The sequence below is a fragment of the Parvibaculum sp. genome, from assembly GCF_049651025.1.
Taxonomy (GTDB): domain Bacteria; phylum Pseudomonadota; class Alphaproteobacteria; order Parvibaculales; family Parvibaculaceae; genus Parvibaculum.
Genome location: NZ_JBASBH010000083.1, coordinates 1 through 15,645 on the forward strand (window position 1 = coordinate 1; position 15,645 = coordinate 15,645).

The 15,645-nt window shown below is 60.6% G+C and carries 19 protein-coding genes; 8 read left to right on the forward strand and 11 right to left on the reverse strand.

Going from position 1 to position 15,645, the window contains the following annotated elements; all coding sequences use genetic code 11:
* On the forward strand, window positions 1-1,001 hold a 1,001-nt coding region (locus WA943_RS11345), incomplete at its 5' end, for a hypothetical protein (RefSeq protein WP_424469989.1).
* 60 nt (window positions 1,002-1,061) lie between these two features.
* On the opposite strand, the gene WA943_RS11350 is transcribed toward WA943_RS11345, so the two are convergent.
* The 3 genes from WA943_RS11350 to WA943_RS11360 all read right to left on the reverse strand — a co-directional run bounded on the left by WA943_RS11350 (window position 1,062) and on the right by WA943_RS11360 (window position 3,632).
* Window positions 1,062-2,111, reverse strand: coding sequence for an aspartate-semialdehyde dehydrogenase (locus tag WA943_RS11350; RefSeq protein WP_424469990.1), 1,050 nt, complete (start codon window positions 2,109-2,111; stop codon window positions 1,062-1,064).
* A 283-nt stretch (window positions 2,112-2,394) separates the two neighbouring features.
* A complete protein-coding gene (locus WA943_RS11355; RefSeq protein WP_424469991.1) occupies window positions 2,395-2,730 on the reverse strand; it encodes a chaperone modulator CbpM in 336 nt (111 codons plus the stop codon).
* Window positions 2,727-3,632, reverse strand: a complete 906-nt coding sequence (locus tag WA943_RS11360) for a DnaJ C-terminal domain-containing protein (RefSeq protein WP_424469992.1) — start codon at window positions 3,630-3,632, stop codon at window positions 2,727-2,729. Before WA943_RS11360 ends, WA943_RS11355 begins: the two co-directional genes overlap by 4 nt.
* Window positions 3,633-3,720: 88 nt before the next feature.
* Here WA943_RS11360 and WA943_RS11365 point away from each other — a divergent pair, with 88 nt between their 5' ends.
* Window positions 3,721-4,161: a globin domain-containing protein gene (locus WA943_RS11365; RefSeq protein WP_424469993.1), complete on the forward strand. Its 441-nt coding sequence runs from the start codon at window positions 3,721-3,723 to the stop codon at window positions 4,159-4,161.
* A 16-nt stretch (window positions 4,162-4,177) separates the two neighbouring features.
* Complete coding sequence (locus WA943_RS11370) at window positions 4,178-4,789, forward strand: GNAT family N-acetyltransferase (RefSeq protein WP_424469994.1); 612 nt, start codon at window positions 4,178-4,180, stop codon at window positions 4,787-4,789.
* A gap of 1 nt (window position 4,790) precedes the next feature.
* On the opposite strand, the gene WA943_RS11375 is transcribed toward WA943_RS11370, so the two are convergent.
* Window positions 4,791-5,657, reverse strand: a complete 867-nt coding sequence (locus WA943_RS11375) for a c-type cytochrome (RefSeq protein WP_424469995.1) — start codon at window positions 5,655-5,657, stop codon at window positions 4,791-4,793.
* Between the two features lie 38 nt (window positions 5,658-5,695).
* Entirely contained in the window at window positions 5,696-6,370 is a 675-nt protein-coding gene (locus tag WA943_RS11380) for a glutathione S-transferase family protein (protein ID WP_424469996.1), read from the reverse strand.
* Window positions 6,371-6,470: 100 nt separating this feature from the next.
* On the opposite strand from WA943_RS11380, the gene WA943_RS11385 reads away from it, so the two are divergent.
* Window positions 6,471-7,382, forward strand: a complete 912-nt coding sequence (locus tag WA943_RS11385) for a LysR family transcriptional regulator (RefSeq protein ID WP_424469997.1) — start codon at window positions 6,471-6,473, stop codon at window positions 7,380-7,382.
* Between the two features lie 60 nt (window positions 7,383-7,442).
* Window positions 7,443-8,690: a cytochrome P450 gene (locus WA943_RS11390; RefSeq protein WP_424469998.1), complete on the forward strand. Its 1,248-nt coding sequence runs from the start codon at window positions 7,443-7,445 to the stop codon at window positions 8,688-8,690.
* Window positions 8,691-8,699: 9 nt separating this feature from the next.
* Here the strand turns inward: WA943_RS11390 and WA943_RS11395 are convergent, their stop codons facing one another.
* On the reverse strand, window positions 8,700-9,497 hold the full coding sequence (locus WA943_RS11395; protein WP_424469999.1) for a TonB family protein: 798 nt from the start codon (window positions 9,495-9,497) through the stop codon (window positions 8,700-8,702).
* A gap of 269 nt (window positions 9,498-9,766) precedes the next feature.
* On the reverse strand, window positions 9,767-9,988 hold the full coding sequence (locus tag WA943_RS11400) for a DUF4167 domain-containing protein (protein WP_424470000.1): 222 nt from the start codon (window positions 9,986-9,988) through the stop codon (window positions 9,767-9,769).
* A 374-nt stretch (window positions 9,989-10,362) separates the two neighbouring features.
* Here WA943_RS11400 and WA943_RS11405 point away from each other — a divergent pair, with 374 nt between their 5' ends.
* Window positions 10,363-10,566, forward strand: coding sequence for a hypothetical protein (locus tag WA943_RS11405; RefSeq protein ID WP_424470001.1), 204 nt, complete (start codon window positions 10,363-10,365; stop codon window positions 10,564-10,566).
* Window positions 10,567-10,641: 75 nt separating this feature from the next.
* Here WA943_RS11405 and WA943_RS11410 read toward each other — a convergent pair whose 3' ends face one another.
* The 3 genes from WA943_RS11410 to WA943_RS11420 form a co-directional block, all read right to left on the reverse strand.
* Window positions 10,642-10,992 (reverse strand): DUF3147 family protein, encoded by a 351-nt coding sequence (locus tag WA943_RS11410; RefSeq protein WP_424470002.1) that lies wholly within the window; start codon window positions 10,990-10,992, stop codon window positions 10,642-10,644.
* Window positions 10,992-11,651, reverse strand: coding sequence for an alpha/beta hydrolase (locus WA943_RS11415; RefSeq protein WP_424470003.1), 660 nt, complete (start codon window positions 11,649-11,651; stop codon window positions 10,992-10,994). The genes WA943_RS11410 and WA943_RS11415 overlap by 1 nt, the downstream gene beginning before the upstream one ends.
* 109 nt (window positions 11,652-11,760) lie before the next feature.
* On the reverse strand, window positions 11,761-12,930 hold the full coding sequence (locus WA943_RS11420; RefSeq protein WP_424470004.1) for an aminotransferase: 1,170 nt from the start codon (window positions 12,928-12,930) through the stop codon (window positions 11,761-11,763).
* 288 nt (window positions 12,931-13,218) lie between these two features.
* On the opposite strand from WA943_RS11420, the gene WA943_RS11425 reads away from it, so the two are divergent.
* Window positions 13,219-13,557, forward strand: a complete 339-nt coding sequence (locus WA943_RS11425; protein ID WP_293549558.1) for a P-II family nitrogen regulator — start codon at window positions 13,219-13,221, stop codon at window positions 13,555-13,557.
* A 77-nt stretch (window positions 13,558-13,634) separates the two neighbouring features.
* Window positions 13,635-15,044, forward strand: a complete 1,410-nt coding sequence (gene glnA / locus WA943_RS11430) for a type I glutamate--ammonia ligase (protein ID WP_424470005.1) — start codon at window positions 13,635-13,637, stop codon at window positions 15,042-15,044.
* A gap of 57 nt (window positions 15,045-15,101) precedes the next feature.
* On the opposite strand, the gene WA943_RS11435 is transcribed toward glnA, so the two are convergent.
* Window positions 15,102-15,539, reverse strand: coding sequence for an ester cyclase (locus tag WA943_RS11435; RefSeq protein WP_424470006.1), 438 nt, complete (start codon window positions 15,537-15,539; stop codon window positions 15,102-15,104).
* Window positions 15,540-15,645: the final 106 nt, after the last annotated feature.

Here is a 15,645-nt window from a genome sequence, read left to right on the forward strand (position 1 = left end):
GCAGCGTCAAAAGCTTCTCGTCGAGCATGGGCATGGTGATGGCGCAACGCCCGCTCGGCGAGGCGGGCACGATCGGGCTTCGTGCGATGGTGTCGCTCGATCCGCTCATGGGGGCGGACGGCTATCCGCTGCTCTTTGCAACGGGTGAAACGGCAAACGGGCGCGATGGATTGGTCGACCGGCAGCATCCGCATGATTTGTTCATGGAGCTTTCGGCGTCCTATAGCCACAGGCTCAGCGAGAGGAGTTCGGCGTTTCTATATGTCGGACTGCCGGGCGAACCGGCGCTTGGGCCGACTGCCTTCATGCATCGCGCCTCCGCAGGCGACAGCCCTGAGGCACCCCTCACCCATCATTGGCTCGACAGCACGCACATCACCTTTGGCGTCGTGACGGCGGGATATGTCTATGACCGCTGGAAGATCGAAGGCTCGGCCTTTCGCGGTCGCGAGCCTGACGAGGACCGCTATGACATTGAGCGGCCCAAACTCGACAGCTATTCGGCACGACTGAGTTTCAATCCGGACGACAACTGGTCGTTTCAGGTGAGCGCAGGCACGCTGAAAAGCCCGGAAGCACTGCATGCGAATGTGGACGAGACGCGCATCACCGCCTCGGGCACATACAACCAGCCCTTTGGCGAGAATAACAATTGGGCAACGACGCTCGCCTGGGGGCGCAAGATCAACGATCCGGGATTGCGGCTCGACGGATTTCTTCTTGAAAGCGCCGTGACGCTGAACGAACGGCACACGGTTTTCGCGCGCGCGGAACGTGCCGACGAGAGCGAGCTATTCGACGCGCCCTCGCCGCTCGCGCATCAGGCCTTTGCCGTCAACAAGCTGAGCCTCGGCTATATCCGCGATTTCCGTCTCGCGGAGCATGTCAAATTCGGCGTGGGCGGATTGGTGAGCGGATATGACTATCCGGATCGTTTGACGCCGGAATATGGCGGTGATCCGCTGTCTTACATGGTCTTTGTGAGACTGAAACTGATCTGAGGTCGCTCGATCGACGGCGTCACCCCGGAATGAACCGGGGTGACGCCGTGATTAAAACGCTTATGCCAATGCTGGCACTTTCACCAGATGCTCCGCGATCTGCACGGCATTCAGAGCAGCGCCCTTCAGGAGCTGGTCGCCTGCGCAGAAGAGCGTGACGGAATGGCCGGTGGGGTCGCTCAGGTCCTGCCGGATGCGGCCGACGAGAATGTCGTCCTGACCGGACGCATCCTTCGGCATGGGGAAATAGTTGTTCTCCCAATCATCGACGAGCTTCACGCCCGGCGCGGTCTTCATCAACTCGCGGACTTCAGACGCGGAGATGGGACGCTCGCATTGGAAGGTGACGGCAACCGAATGCGCGCGCAGAACGGGCACGCGAACGCAGGTCGCCGAAACCGCAATGTCGGGATCGCCGAAGATCTTCTTCGTTTCCTCGATCACCTTCATCTCTTCGTCATTGTAGCCCGTATCCGGATCGATCGCCGTGTTGTGGCTGAAGAGATTGAAGGCATAGGGATGCGGCAGGACCGTGTTCTTGTAGTCGCGGCCGTCGAGATAGGCGCGCGTCGATTCCGACAGTTCTTCCATCGCCGCCGCGCCTGCACCGGATGCCGCCTGATAGGTGGCGACGATGAGGCGCTTGATGCGATTGCGTGCGTGGACAGGCCAAAGCGGCGTGATCGAGATAACGGCGGCGCAGTTCGGATTGGCGACGATGCCCTTGTGGCGCGCAATATCGCCGCCGTTGATTTCCGGCACGACCAGCGGCACGGCGTCATCCATGCGGAATGCCGAAGAGTTATCGACGACGATGGCCCCTGCCTCCACCGCGATGGGCGCAAATTTGCGGGAAACGGAACCGGAAGCGGAGAAGAGCGCGATGTCGACGCCCTTGAAGCTCGTTTCGCTCAGCGGCTCGACCTCGATCTCCTCGCCGCGAAACTTCAGCTTGCGACCGGCGGAACGCGGCGAGGCGAGAAGCTTCAGGCGCGAAAGCGGAAAATCGCGCGCCTCAAGACAATGAAGCATCTCGACGCCGACGGCGCCCGTCGCGCCAACAATGGCCACAACCGGGGACGACAAACGGGAACTCATTTTATTCTCCATCTTTAGCCGATGGCGGGGCGCTTGAAACGCAAAAGCCCCGACCTGTTACGGCGGGGCTTGTCCAAGTTCGCGATGCTGAGTTTATTTCAGACGCAAGCCTTCGACGCCCCGGGGGCGGTCGTGGTGGCTTTCTGTTTTTTCAGCATCTGCGTCATGGGCGGGAACATAGCGAAGGGGCGATGGAGTGTCAAAGGTGGGGGTTGGGTCAACTCCGGATGCTCGAATTGCCCTGAAATTGTCACCCGGGGACTTGTTCCCGGGACCCATGACAGAAAGATGGCGCCTATTTTCTTTCGTCGCCGTCACGAAGGATCGCCAGCAGTGCGGCGCGGGTTTCAGGCGGTTGGGCGTCGAGCGCCTGCGTTACGGCATTGAGCTTACGCCGCAGGTCGTAAACCTGATCGAGGAGCGAGAGCAGCACGGGAACGGTTTCCTCCGGCGTATCGAGATCGCGGCGCAGGTCGTGGATCAGGCGGACGCGGGCGATGTCGATGTCCTGAAAGACCCACAGGTCGCCATTCTCGCGCTCGGGCTGGACCCAGCGATGTTCGATCCAGGCGGTCAGTTCGCCTGCGTCGAGATCGGGAAAGAGCGCAATGACCGCCTCGAAACGCATCATTTGCCTCCCATATGTTTACGCGGGTTGAAGGCGTGGTGCGGCGTCCAGCCTTTCAGGAAGGTTTCAAGCTCGGGCTCGGCGTCGGTCGGCAGCGCAATCTTCAACTCGACATATTGGTCGCCGCCCGCGATGCCGCGGCCTTTGAGGCGCAGTTTCGCGCCGCCGGTCGAGTTCGGCGGAATTTTCAACGAGACCGGACCCTTGACGGTCGGCACTTCGACCTTTGCGCCAAGCACGGCCTCCTGAAGCGTTACCGGCAATTCCAGGATCACGTCATTGCCGTCGCGCCGGAAATAGGGGTGGTGCTCCACGCTGACCTCGATCATTGCATCGCCGGGCGGGCCCTCGCCAAAGCCCGGCATGCCCTTGCCGCTCAGGCGCAGCGTCTGGCCGCTTTGAAGGCCGGGAGGGATCGTCACATCGAGCGTGCGCCCGTCCGGCAGCGTGAGACGCCGCTTTGCGCCATTGGCGGCATCGAGAAAGCCGACGCTGAGCGTGTAATGGGCGTCTGCGCCACGGGCATTGAAGTTTCGCGTGCCGCCATCAAAGCCACGCTGGCCAAACGCCTGACCGAAGATGCTTGCAAGGTCGTCCGGGTCGAAGCTTGTATCGGCGCGATATTTGCCGCTGCCCGGCGTATCGCCGAAATCGCGGTAGAAGCGGCGCTCCTGTGGCTTTTCCGCTCCCGAAGCATCGATCTCGCCACGGTCGAAACGGGCGCGTTTTTCCGGGTCGGAGAGAAGATCGTTCGCGGCGGTGATCGCCTTGAAGCGGTCCTCGGCGTCTTTCTTGCCGGGATTCAGGTCCGGGTGATGACGTTTGGCGAGCTTGCGATAGGCGGAGCGGATTTCGTCCGCCGTCGCGTCACGCTTAACACCCAGAATCTCATAGGGATCATCCATGGCTGAAGCCTAGCACAGCATGTGCGGCCTTGCCTCACCATCGCGACGCAGGCAGGCTCTGTCCAAAAGCTGTTGGGGAGGCAGGCTCATGGAAAATGTCGAAATCGTTCCGAACCGGGATATGGGTAAAATTGACGCAGAGTTGATCGCGCATAGCCTCGACCTCGTTGCGGAGCGCTGCGAGGACCCGACGCCGCTGGTCTATGCGCGCCTGTTCAAGACCAATCCGGAGATGGAGGCGCTATTCGTTCTCGATACGCATGGCCATGTGCGAGGCCACATGCTTTCGGAAGCGATCGAGGGGATCATCGATTTTGTCGGTGCGCGCAGTTATTCCGACAATATGATCCGCAGCGAGATCGTCAATCACGAAGGGCTTGGCGTGCCGCCGGAGGTGTTCTCGACATTCTTCACGACGATCATGGAGACGTTCAGGGACATTCTGGGCGACGAATGGACCGCAGAGATGGACGCAGCATGGCGACAGGTTCTGGCGGCGCTGGCCGGCACTATCGCGGCGCATTCCTGAGCGCGGAGAACTTCAGATGGGCACCATAAGGGGCGTCAGGCCGGACGATCTCGATGCGCTTTATCACATCTCGCTGAAGACGGGAGAAAGCGGACAGGACGCGACGCATCTTTATGAAGACCCGAAGCTCGTCGGGCATATCTATGTCGCGCCATATGCTGAACTTGCACCGGAAGCGGCGCTTGTCGTCGAGGATGGTGAGGGCGTCGGCGCCTATATTGTCGGCGCAGTGGATACGCGCGCATTCGATGCAAAGCTTGAAGCCGAGTGGTGGCCGAAGCTCCGGCAGGCTTATGCGGATCCGTCCGACATTCCGCATGACGAGTGGAGCGCCGATCAGCTTCGCAGCTATCTGATCCACCATCCGCATCGCACGCCAAGCCGGATCGTCGATCCCTACCCTTCCCATCTGCACATCAACCTGCTGCCGCGTCTGCAAGGCCGCGACTTCGGGCGCAAGTTGATCGATCGCTGGCTACGGGTGATGTGTGACCTCGGATCGCGCGGCGTACACCTGGGCGTCAGCACGACGAACACGCGCGCCATTAAATTTTATGAGGCTTACGGGTTTCGGCTACTCGAGCGGGTCGAGGCGCGCAATACGATCTGGTACGGGATCGAGGTCTAGCCTATTCGCTCGCCTGCAGCTCCGTGGCATTCAGATAGGCGTGGATCGCTTCGATCTCGGGATCGGTCATGTGCGAAAGATCGCCGCGCGCTACGGACGACATGAGGCCCAGCTCGCGGTCGCCCATGCCCTTGCCCGTTCGCAGCAGGTGGCGGAATTCATTCAACGGATAGGCCTGCCCCATCATGCGCAAGGGCGGCGCGATTGTGCCCCAGCCATCGTCGTGTTCGACGTCAAGCTCATGGCAATGGCTGCAAATCGTCTTTACCAAATAGGCGCCTTCCTGCGCGGGCGTCGCGGAGGGGCGGCGCAAGGGCGGCGGGGCATCGGATACGAAATTGGCGGCCACCATGTCGGCGCTGAACGGCACCTTGCCGATTGCAATCGCAACATGGCCGAGCGGGCCCCATGAGGTTCCGGCAGGCTGCGCATCAGGCTGGCGCGGCTCGCTGCGCAGCCAGACGATGATCGCCGCAACATCGGCGTCCGACAGAGCGGCGAAAGAAGCGGCGGGCATGGCGACGGCGCTTCTGCCATCGCGTTTGACGCCGCGCCGGATCAGCCGGGCAAGTTCGGCATCGCTGTAGGTTGGCGCAACGCGCGTCAGGTTCGGCGCAACGAGATGCCCGATGCCCGGCGCTTCGAACAACACATTTCCGTTCGCATGGTGGCAGCCGATGCAGCCGGAGATCTGCGCGATATGCCTGCCCTGCTCCACACCTATCGACACCGTATCGACACGCAGCGGCGTGAGTGCGACGTCATAGGTTTTATGCAGCCGCCACTGGGATGCGAGGAACACGCAGAGCGGAAGGATCACGATTATTCCGCCTGTGACCATGACGACGCGTTTCAGGATCGTTTTCATAGGTCTTCTCCGGCTAAAAGGATGGCGCTTGCGCTATGTCACGCAGCGCCGCGTGCCTGCTCGGCCAGCGCTGCGCTCGCAAATCCGTTGAACGCGGCATAGGCAGGCTCCCAACCTTCGCGCGCGCGCATGCGGCCGAGCCAGGCGGCGATGTTGGGGTAACGCGAAAAGTCGAAATCTATGTAAGCGCCGAGGCCGACATAAGTGGCGCCGAGATAGTCCGCGACGGTGATCTCATCGCCGCAGACAAAGGGGCGACCGTTCAGCATGTGACGATCGAGGACATTGAGATAGCGCTCCGAATAATGCGTGCCGAGGTGATCCAAATCGGCGCGTGTGGTCGCGCTGAGGCTTGTGAGCTCGGGCAGCATGTGGGTGTAGACGCCGAAATAGCAGAAGGCGATGAAGAAGCCCGTACTGAACCAGTCCATCGCTTCATTGACGCGGGCGCGGGCGCGAATGTCGGTCGGGTATGCGGGCGAGCCGATCTTCTCGGCGAGATATTTCAGGATCGCCGAGCTTTCAGTGAGCTTGAAATCGCCGTCGATCAGAACGGGAACCTGCTGGCTCGGATTGATGGCCGCGAAGGCTTCCGTCAGATGCTCGCCGGCGAAGAGTTCTATGCATTCTTCATCGACGGCGATCTTGTTGTCGAAAAGAAAGAGGCGAACGGCGCGGGTCGTGGTCGAGAGGGGATCCATATAGAGTTTCATGGCTTTGCTCCGAAGGGTTTGAGGGACCGATCTGGATGTACGACCGCACCCGGAGCATCTCAAACACCATGCTTGCGCGATCGTTCAGCAAAATTGCAGAATGGCGGCCGTGTTCGACTGGAACGACATCAGGCACTTTCTGGCCGTCGCGCGAAGCGGCACGACGCTGGCTGCCTCGCGCGATCTTCGCGTCAGCCAGAGCACTGTCGCGCGGCGCATCGTGGCGCTGGAAGAGGCGCTCGAGCTTGAGCTTTTCGACAAACGGCCATCGGGTTATGTGCTGACTGACCAGGGCGAGGCATTGCGCGCCGCCGCTGAGCGCGCAGAAGCTGCAATGGACGTTTTCGCGGCGGAGGCGGGCTCCAGCAAGCGCGGGCTATCGGGCACCGTTCGGCTTACCACCAATGAGACATTCGCCAATACATTTCTGGTGAGAGCCATGCACGAATTTCGTGCCGCCTATCCGGGCGTCAGGCTCGAGATCATTACCTCCGATCGGCTGCTCGATCTCGGACGCGGAGAGGCGGATGTGGCTGTGCGCGCCGGAGCGCGCCCGAGCGAGGCCGAGCTTGTCGGCAAGCGCATCGCCAATGATGTGTGGAGCATTTATTGCAGTCGCGATTATGCGGAACAGCATGGCGCACCGGCGAACGCAGCTGATCTCGCCGGGCATAGTTTTGTCTCCGTCGCTCCAGCGCCCTTTTCCGGGCCGATCATCGACTGGGTCGATGCGCATGTGCGGGAGGAGACGATCATACTCAGGCAGAACAGCATCTCGGGGCTTTATACGAGCATCAAAGCGGGGATCGGCGTGTCGATGATGTCGGACTTCATCGCCGCTGACGACCCCGATCTGGTGCGCTGCTTCACGCCCGACATTCAGACAACGGCGGAGGTCTGGCTGGTGGCACATGAGCGGCTGCGGCATGTGCCACGCGTGCGTGCCGTGCTTGATTTTCTCGGCGGCTATTTCGCGGCCGGACTGCACCGGAAAGGCGGTCGTCCATTGTGACGCTTGCCATCCCGTGCTTCACTGGCGGGAACAGATATATCTGCAAAATCCGGGGGATACATGGGTGCGACAGAGACGGCGGGTGGATTTCAGCCCGACCTCTATGACTATGCGTTCGAGAGCGCGCCGGTCGATGTGCTGAACCGTTTGCGTGCTGAAGACCCCGTGCATTGGTCGCGGCACGGCTTCTGGTTTCTGACGCGATATGATCACGTGCAGGCTGTGCTGCAGGACCCTGTGCGCTTTTCCAGCGCGGCGGCGGGCTGGGGCAGCAACAATCCGCTGGCGAAGAAGAAAGAAGGCGGCCAGTCTGGCGAAGAGAGCAATCTCAGCAAGTCTTTTGCACAATCCTTCAACCAGATGGACCCGCCCCACCACACGCGCATTCGCTCGCTGGTGCATACGGCTTTTTCGCGGCGCACGGTCGAGGAGCGCAGGCCGCGCATTGTCGAAGTCGTTAACGGGCTTCTCGATGCGGCGGCGGCAAAAGGAACTTTCGATCTCGTCGAGGATTTTGCCTTTCATGTGCCGATCATCGTCGCGAGCGAAATCATCGGCATTCCGACCAGCGATCGGGAATTGTTCCGCAAAGCTTTCGAGCAGACTGCAATCCTCATGCAGCCCAAGAAGTCGGATGAAAGCTGGGCGGAAGGCGTGGCGGCGGCGAAGTGGATCGGGCGCTATATCAGGGATCTGATCGCGGAACGCCGTGCACGTCCGCAGGACGATCTCATCACCGGGCTCATTCGTGCAGAAGAACAAGGCGACCGATTGAGCGAAGCGGAAATGTCATCGGCGATCAGCACGATCTACACGGCGGCGGGAACGACGACCGAGCGCTTCATTTCAAGCGGGCTCTATCTGCTGCTATCGCATCCCGACCAGTGGCGCGACGTGGTGGCCGACAGGTCGCTGATCGGTTCCGCCATCGAGGAAATCCTGCGCTATCACCACCCCACGCAGTCGACATCGACCAACCGGCGCTGCACGGTGGACACGCCGCTTGGCGACAAGATCATCCGGGCGGGCGATACGATACGCGTCGGCCTTGGCGCGGCGAACCGCGACCCGGCGATCTTTGCCGATCCGGATCGTTTCGACATCAGGCGAAAGATGGGTGCGTCGCCGCTATCCTTCGGCACGGGCCCGCATTTCTGCATCGGTGCGGCGCTGGCGCGTTTCGAGGCTCGGATCGCGATTGAGGCGGTGCTGGATCGCTGGCCGGATTTGCAGCTCGTGACGACGCAGCCGGTGAAAGACCGCAAGCGGCAGGATCGCTATCTGGAGATTCTGGTGGCAACACGCTGAGGCGAGCAGCTATTCAACCTTCTTGGGTTGCGCTTCCCACCAGAGCTGAACCATTTCTGGCGAACCGGATGGCAAGGGCCTGAACGGCGCGGCGGAGCGGACGCCTTCCATCACGATGAGATCGAACTCTCTCAGACCCGACGACTGGACGACGCGCATCCCTCGCAGCGCGCCCGTCCTGTCGATGACGATGGCAATAACTGCCTTGCCCGCTCGTCCATACATGTCCGGCGGAACAAAAGTGTGCGCGGCAATCTGCGCCTTCAGTTGATTTGAATATGCGTCGCCGCCGCCCTCGCCCTGCCTCTCGGTCTGGAGCTCATCGCTGGTTGCGCCTCGCGACTTGTCGATCGACGACTTCTTGGGCTCAGGCAAGCCGTAACCGCTGGCGACCTTCTTTGCCCAGTCGGGAAGGTCGGCCTCCTTTTCTTTCGGCGCTTCGGGCTTGGGCTTCTTCGCCGCGACCTGCGGCTTTTCCTTCGACTGGTCAGCCTTAACCTTGGGAGGGGTGCCCGCCTCCTTTTTCGTCACGTCGCCCGAGCCGATCAGCGTTTCAGCCTCTTTCGGCTTCTCCGGCTGGGGCTTGGGCTGTTCCTGCGCCTTGGGCTGCTCTTTCGGCTGCGGCTTTTCCTGTGGCGGCACGAGCTGCACGGAGATCGCCGGCGGCTCCTTGTGCTCAGGCGGCCTTATGGGTTCGGGCCTGTAGAAAAGCGCGACAATGAAGGCAATGTTGAGCAACAGGGCAAGAAATAGCTGGCCAGCCCGCGTCAGGCGCTCGCGCCGTGTCGGCGGCGGCGGCGGTGGCACAAGCGGTTCAAGGCTCCGCTCAGGGTGGGAGGCCGGGGGTGCCGCAGGGGGCGGCGTCTGGCCTTGTGGCTCTTCCAATTAACTCACCGTCTCCGCACCCGTTCTGCACACCTCGTCGCAGCCGACATCATGTTCGGGGAAACGGGCGCCGACAAGCTATACGGAGCTGCGGCAAGATACCCGTCGGAAAGTCCGGTTATTTTGTATTTTTCGTACCAACGCCTCCCCGCCCCTTTTGGGGGGCCGGGGGCAGCCGCCCGGCGTCCGGGTTAATGCTGGGTTGCGTCGTTCATAAGCCGCAGATAATGCTCAGCATGCTGATAGTAGTTTTCGCGCGTGACAGCATCGTCATCGCGGCCAAGGTTCAGCGCAAGCGCCGTATAGCGCTCGAAATTGCGGCGCCAATCGGCTGCGTTGCCAGCCTGCTTCGGCTGGGCGGTCCGGGCCTGTGCGGGCTTCGAAGAGCGCGAACGGGATTCTCTTGTGTTCATGGGATTTCGCGCCATGTTTCATGACGCGTCCTGTTGGCCACGCAAAGCGCGGCGTTATGGATCTTAGCGGACAAGGGGTAACGCGGAAGAGGGAAGCACGGCGTACATCCGGCCTGTGCACCCTCAAGGCAATCGCATGATTTCCTTCAAATTACCGGAAAACCGCAGGACTGACCTTCGCGTTAGGCAGCATATGGTGCCCTTTCCCGGTCGTTACAAGCCCCGAAACATCGAGCCCATGACAGAAACCGTGAACGGGCGTAAAAAATGAGCGCTGCCGGGGCGACGTCGTTGCAGGCCTGATTGTACCTACGCTGCTCGACGCCAGTCAGGCGGCGATCGGCGCGGAGCGACTGTTCAGCGAGCGCAAGCTCATGAAGGCATTCACCCGGATCGACGATGGTCGACCCATTTATTTCGCGGGCCGCATCGAGGATGTGTCGTCCATTCTCTTTTACGAAGGCAGGAGGTTTCACATCGCGGGCGACGAGGCCCGCTTATCTCTTCATGCCCGATCGCGCGGCGAAGCATTATTTGATGCAGCATTTTTCCAGCGGCCACTGGTGCAACCTCTTTGAGGACAGCAAGCTCGTCATCAAATCGAACGTCACCACCGATTGTCGCCGGAAGCCGGATAGTGCTTCGATTGACGATCAGAGGCTGACGCCGAACCTTGCCGCGATCCAGACTGTCGCCAGATAAAGTACGAAGGTGAGCGCGCAGGATGTCGCGAGCGCGAGCCAAAATCCCGTTCCATGACGAAGCAGCATGGGCAGAACGAGGAACATCGGGAGCGAAGGCAGCACATACCAGAACGTCGCCTCGGCATGAGAAGCAATGCGTTCGCTGTCGCCCGTATCGTTCCAGAGCCAAAGGATGGCGAGGATCGAGACGAGCGGCAGAGAAACGACGAGCGCGCCAAGCGCGGGGCTGCGCTTGGCTATTTCCGAGACTGCCATGATGATGACGCCCGAGAGCAGCGCCTTGACGATCAGATAGGCCATCAGGCCGCACCATGCTTTGCGCGATAGGCAAAAGCGGAAAGAAGGAAACGCGCGCCGAGGATCAGCGCATCGGCATCGACCGCATGAGCGAGGTTTGGCAGCGACTGCCCCGCCGCCACGACGCCCACTTCGGAAAGCGTCTTCACCGCGACATGCATGCCATAGACCGGCGCAAATTCGTCCAACTCGCCATTCACAAGCAAGACGGGCGGGCGCGATTTGATATCGACCTGCAACTTGTCCCGGCCGACAAGGCCGCCCGCATAGCCAAGTATGGCGACAGGCGTTTGTTCGCGACGAAGCCCGGCATGAAGCGCCATGAGCGTGCCCTGGCTGAAGCCGACCAGCGCGAGGCGCGATGCATCAAGGTTCAGCCGCGCGAGTTCTGTGTCGATGAATTGGTCGATGACGGGCTGCACCGCAACGGCGTCATCATAGAGGCGCGGATCGTTGCCGGGGCGCTTGCCGACCCATTGAAAGCCACCGTCTTTCGTCGCCGTCGGACCATCCGGCGCGACGAAGGCAACAGTCGGCATGGAGACTTGCCAGTAATCGGCAAAGGCCATGAGGTCTGCGCCCGTGGAGCCGTAGCCGTGCAGAAAGACAACGAGCCATTCAGGAGCGGCGCTGTCGGGACGACGGCGGAGAGCATTGAGCATCAGCTTTTCCCTTTCTGTCATTGCCGGATTTGACCCGGCAACCCAGAACCTCGGGTTTGGAGTGTGCAATCCTGGCTCCCGGGGTCAAGCCCGGGCACGACGATCTTTTTTACTTTCGCCCTGCGTAAGCCAGCAACCGCGCGCTCGCTTCTGCGATGATCGCATCCTGTTTGCAAAAGCAGAAGCGTGCGAGATGGCGCGGCGCTGTGGACGGGTTTGCATAAAAGGCCGACAGCGGGATGGCGGCGACTTTCGCCTTGATGGTGATGTCGCGGCAGAATTCTTCGTCTGTGCCGTTGAAGCCCAGCGGGCGGAAATCGGCGCTGATGAAATAGGTGCCGTCGGTCGGTAGCACATCGAAGCCCGCGGCTTCCAGTCCCTTTGCCATTAAGTCGCGTTTGGCTTCAAGCGAGCTGGCAAGGCCGTCGAAATAGCTGTCGTCCTTCGCAAGGCCAAAGGCGATGGCGGTTTGCGTTGCAGGCGGGGTCGTGAAGGTGACGAACTGATGCACCTTCATGATCGGCGCCATCAGATGTTCGGGGCCGGTGACATAGCCGATCTTCCAGCCCGTGAGCGAAAAGGTCTTGCCTGCCGAGCCGATGCGCACGCACCGCTCGGTCATGCCGGGAAGCGTCATCAGCGGGATGTGCTTGTGCCCTGAAAAGACGAGATGCTCATAGACCTCGTCGCAGACGGCATAGGCATCATGCTTGATCACCAGCGCGGCGATGGCGTCGAGTTCGGCGCGGGTGAAGACCTTGCCGGTCGGGTTCATCGGCGTATTGAGCAGGATGAGTTTCGTTTTCGAGGTGAACGCAGCGGCGAGCTTTTCCAGCTGCAGCGACCAGAGCGGCGGCTCGAGTGAGACGCTGACGACTTTTGCGCCTGCCGCCTCGATGATCGGCTTGTAGCTGTCATAGGCCGGTTCAAGGATGATCGCCTCGTCGCCGGGGTTGAGCAGCGCCAGAAGGCAATCGTTCAACGCCTCCGTTGCGCCGGAGGTCACCAGCACCTGCTTTTGCCAATCGACATCGAGCCCGTAGAAGCGCTTGTTCGTGGCGGCGACGGCCTGACGAAGCGCAGGCATGCCCGGCATTGGCGGGTATTGGTTCGGCCCGTCGATCAGCGCCTTTGCGGCAACGGCGCGCACATCGTCCGGCCCTTCATCGTCGGGAAAGCCCTGCCCCAGATTGATCGCGCCATGCTCGCTCGCAAGTGAGGACATGACGGTGAAGATCGTCGTGCCCAGATTCGCAAATACCTGATTGGCCGGCCGCATGCGCATAACTCCCCGATGTTCGATACGTCCCTCTTCGCCGGAGGGAAGCCCGGGTGTCAAGCTGCGGACCCCGGCGCGTTCGCCAATATGAGCGGCGCTGCCTGTTTTCCGGGCGCACTGCCTATTTTAAGTGCATTTTGATTGCCCGTTATCCGTGCAGCATTCGGCCACATGTCCTAAGCCTTTAAAACAACTAAGGTTTTCAGGAAATAGCGGAGTGGCATGACCCATGCTAACCACTTTGACCAAACAGCCGTTCACCGGCCAATTGATAAGGGACGTCAGGGAATGAAGAAGATCGAAGCGATCATCAAGCCGTTCAAGCTCGACGAGGTGAAGGAAGCGCTTCAGGAAGTTGGATTGCAGGGTATCACCGTGACCGAGGCCAAAGGCTTCGGCCGCCAGAAAGGGCACACCGAGCTCTATCGCGGCGCTGAATATGTCGTCGACTTTCTGCCGAAAGTGAAAATCGAAATCGTGCTCGACGACGGCATGGTTGCGAAAGCCGTCGAGGCCATTCAAGCAGCGGCGCGTACCGGCCGCATCGGCGACGGAAAGATTTTCATCTCCACTGTTGAAGAAGCAATCCGCATCCGCACCGGCGAGACCGGCGTCGAGGCTATCTAAAAATACGGGCGACCGTTAGAAGACGGGCGCCGCGAAACAGCTCCCACACAAGTTTACCCAGCACGAGGATTGACGAAATGGCTGACTACGCCTCCATTCAGCAGCTCATCAAGGAAAAGGACGTCAAGTACATCGACCTGCGCTTCACTGATCCGCGCGGCAAGATGCAGCATGTGACGTTCGACATCGGCTTCTGCGATGAGGATTTTTTCGCTGAAGGCACGATGTTCGACGGATCGTCGATCGCGGGCTGGAAGACGATCAATGAGTCCGACATGGTGCTGCTGCCCGATCTGACGACGGCAGTAATGGACCCCTTCTACGCGCAGAACACGCTCGCCATCATTTGCGACATCGTCGAGCCTTCGACGGGCGAGCTTTACGGTCGCGACCCGCGCTCGACGGCGAAGCGCGCCGAGGCTTACGTGAAGTCCGGCGGATTCGGCGACACGATCGTCATCGGCCCCGAAGCCGAATTCTTCATCTTCGACGACGTGAAGTTCTCGACCTCGCCCTACAAGACGGGCTTCGAACTCGACTCGATCGAACTCCCGACGAACACCGACAGACATTATGAAGTCGGCAATCTCGGCCATCGTCCGCGCACCAAGGGCGGCTATTTCCCGACGAACCCGATCGACTCGGCGCAGGATCTGCGCGGCGAGATGCTCACCGTCATGGAAGAGATGGGCGTCGTCATCGAGAAGCACCATCATGAAGTGGCCTCTGCCCAGCACGAACTCGGCACGAGATTTCAGCCGCTGACGACGGCTGCCGACCACATGCAGATCTACAAATACGTGATCCACAACGTCGCACAGGCTTACGGCAAGTCCGCCACCTTCATGCCGAAGCCCGTCTTCGGCGACAATGGCTCGGGCATGCACGTGCACCAGTCGATCTGGAAGGCGGGCAAGCCGCTTTTCGCCGGCAACAAATATGCCGATCTCAGCCAGGAATGCCTCTGGTATATCGGCGGCATCCTGAAGCATGCCAAGGCGCTCAACGCCTTCACCAACCCGTCGACCAATTCCTACAAGCGCCTCGTGCCCGGCTATGAAGCGCCGGTGCTGCTCGCCTATTCCGCGCGCAACCGCTCTGCTTCCTGCCGTATTCCGCACGGCACGTCGCCGAAGTCGAAGCGCATCGAAATCCGCTTCCCCGATCCGACGGCGAACCCCTACCTCGCCTTCGCGGCCATGCTGATGGCCGGCCTCGACGGTATCGAGAACAAGATCGATCCGGGTGCACCGATGGACAAGGACCTCTACCACCTGCCGCCGGAAGAGCTGAAGCAGATCCCGACGGTTTGCGGCAGCTTGCGCGAAGCCCTGCTTTCGCTCGAAGCCGACAATGCCTTCCTTCTGAAGGGTGGCGTGTTCACCGCCGAGCAGATCAAGGCCTATGCGGATCTGAAGTGGGAAGAGTGCCTGCGCTATGAAATGACGCCGCACCCGGTCGAATTCGACATGTATTACAGCGTGTAATTTCATACGGATGAAAATGAAAGGCCGGGGCAAAAGCTCCGGCCTTTTTTATGCGTGTCAGGCCGCCTCGGGCAGCAGGCCAAGCTGGCGCAGGATCGTTGCCTGATCGAAATAGACACGCTCACAGACGATGCCCTTGTCATCGAAAAAGAAGAAGGCCGTCATGCGGCAGCGCATTTCGCGGCCCGTGGGTTCGATCGGCCCCATACGGCCCTTGTGAGTGCCAAGCAGCCAGAATTCAACGATGACGGCGTCGTCGCTATGGTGCAGGGCAATCAGCTCATTGCGCTGATCGGGAAACACCTTGCGCGACGCGACAAAATAATGATCGACCTCCTCCTTGCCGTCGAAGATCGCGCCTGAAGGAATGATCTCGTAACGCGGATGAGAGAAGGTTCCCATCGTGACCTTGAAGTCATGCGTGTTCTCCGACGCCATGTGTTCACGGACAATGGCCTCGCGCATGGCGCGGCGCGTTTCGACTTCAGTGCTCATGTATTTTTTCCTGCTCTATGTTTTCCGGGAGCTTTGTGCGCAAGCGAGTGACCTGTCGAAAAGAATACTGGCGCACCTACAACTTCGGCACTTATTCCGTATACTG

Bases quoted from the DNA above. Each gene is read 5' to 3' on its own strand.
- WA943_RS11420 (WP_424470004.1), bottom strand. From the start codon at position 12,930: ATGCGGCCGGCCAATCAGGTATTTGCGAATCTGGGCACGACGATCTTC.
- WA943_RS11410 (WP_424470002.1), bottom strand. From the start codon at position 10,992: ATGGCCTATCTGATCGTCAAGGCGCTGCTCTCGGGCGTCATCATCATG.
- WA943_RS11370 (WP_424469994.1), top strand. From the start codon at position 4,178: ATGGGCACCATAAGGGGCGTCAGGCCGGACGATCTCGATGCGCTTTAT.
- WA943_RS11375 (WP_424469995.1), bottom strand. From the start codon at position 5,657: ATGAAAACGATCCTGAAACGCGTCGTCATGGTCACAGGCGGAATAATC.
- WA943_RS11405 (WP_424470001.1), top strand. From the start codon at position 10,363: ATGAAGGCATTCACCCGGATCGACGATGGTCGACCCATTTATTTCGCG.
- WA943_RS11425 (WP_293549558.1), top strand. From the start codon at position 13,219: ATGAAGAAGATCGAAGCGATCATCAAGCCGTTCAAGCTCGACGAGGTG.
- WA943_RS11390 (WP_424469998.1), top strand. From the start codon at position 7,443: ATGGGTGCGACAGAGACGGCGGGTGGATTTCAGCCCGACCTCTATGAC.
- WA943_RS11355 (WP_424469991.1), bottom strand. From the start codon at position 2,730: ATGATGCGTTTCGAGGCGGTCATTGCGCTCTTTCCCGATCTCGACGCA.
- WA943_RS11435 (WP_424470006.1), bottom strand. From the start codon at position 15,539: ATGAGCACTGAAGTCGAAACGCGCCGCGCCATGCGCGAGGCCATTGTC.
- WA943_RS11385 (WP_424469997.1), top strand. From the start codon at position 6,471: ATGGCGGCCGTGTTCGACTGGAACGACATCAGGCACTTTCTGGCCGTC.
- WA943_RS11400 (WP_424470000.1), bottom strand. From the start codon at position 9,988: ATGAACACAAGAGAATCCCGTTCGCGCTCTTCGAAGCCCGCACAGGCC.
- WA943_RS11365 (WP_424469993.1), top strand. From the start codon at position 3,721: ATGGAAAATGTCGAAATCGTTCCGAACCGGGATATGGGTAAAATTGAC.
- glnA (WP_424470005.1), top strand. From the start codon at position 13,635: ATGGCTGACTACGCCTCCATTCAGCAGCTCATCAAGGAAAAGGACGTC.
- WA943_RS11415 (WP_424470003.1), bottom strand. From the start codon at position 11,651: ATGCTCAATGCTCTCCGCCGTCGTCCCGACAGCGCCGCTCCTGAATGG.
- WA943_RS11360 (WP_424469992.1), bottom strand. From the start codon at position 3,632: ATGGATGATCCCTATGAGATTCTGGGTGTTAAGCGTGACGCGACGGCG.
- WA943_RS11350 (WP_424469990.1), bottom strand. From the start codon at position 2,111: ATGGAGAATAAAATGAGTTCCCGTTTGTCGTCCCCGGTTGTGGCCATT.
- WA943_RS11380 (WP_424469996.1), bottom strand. From the start codon at position 6,370: ATGAAACTCTATATGGATCCCCTCTCGACCACGACCCGCGCCGTTCGC.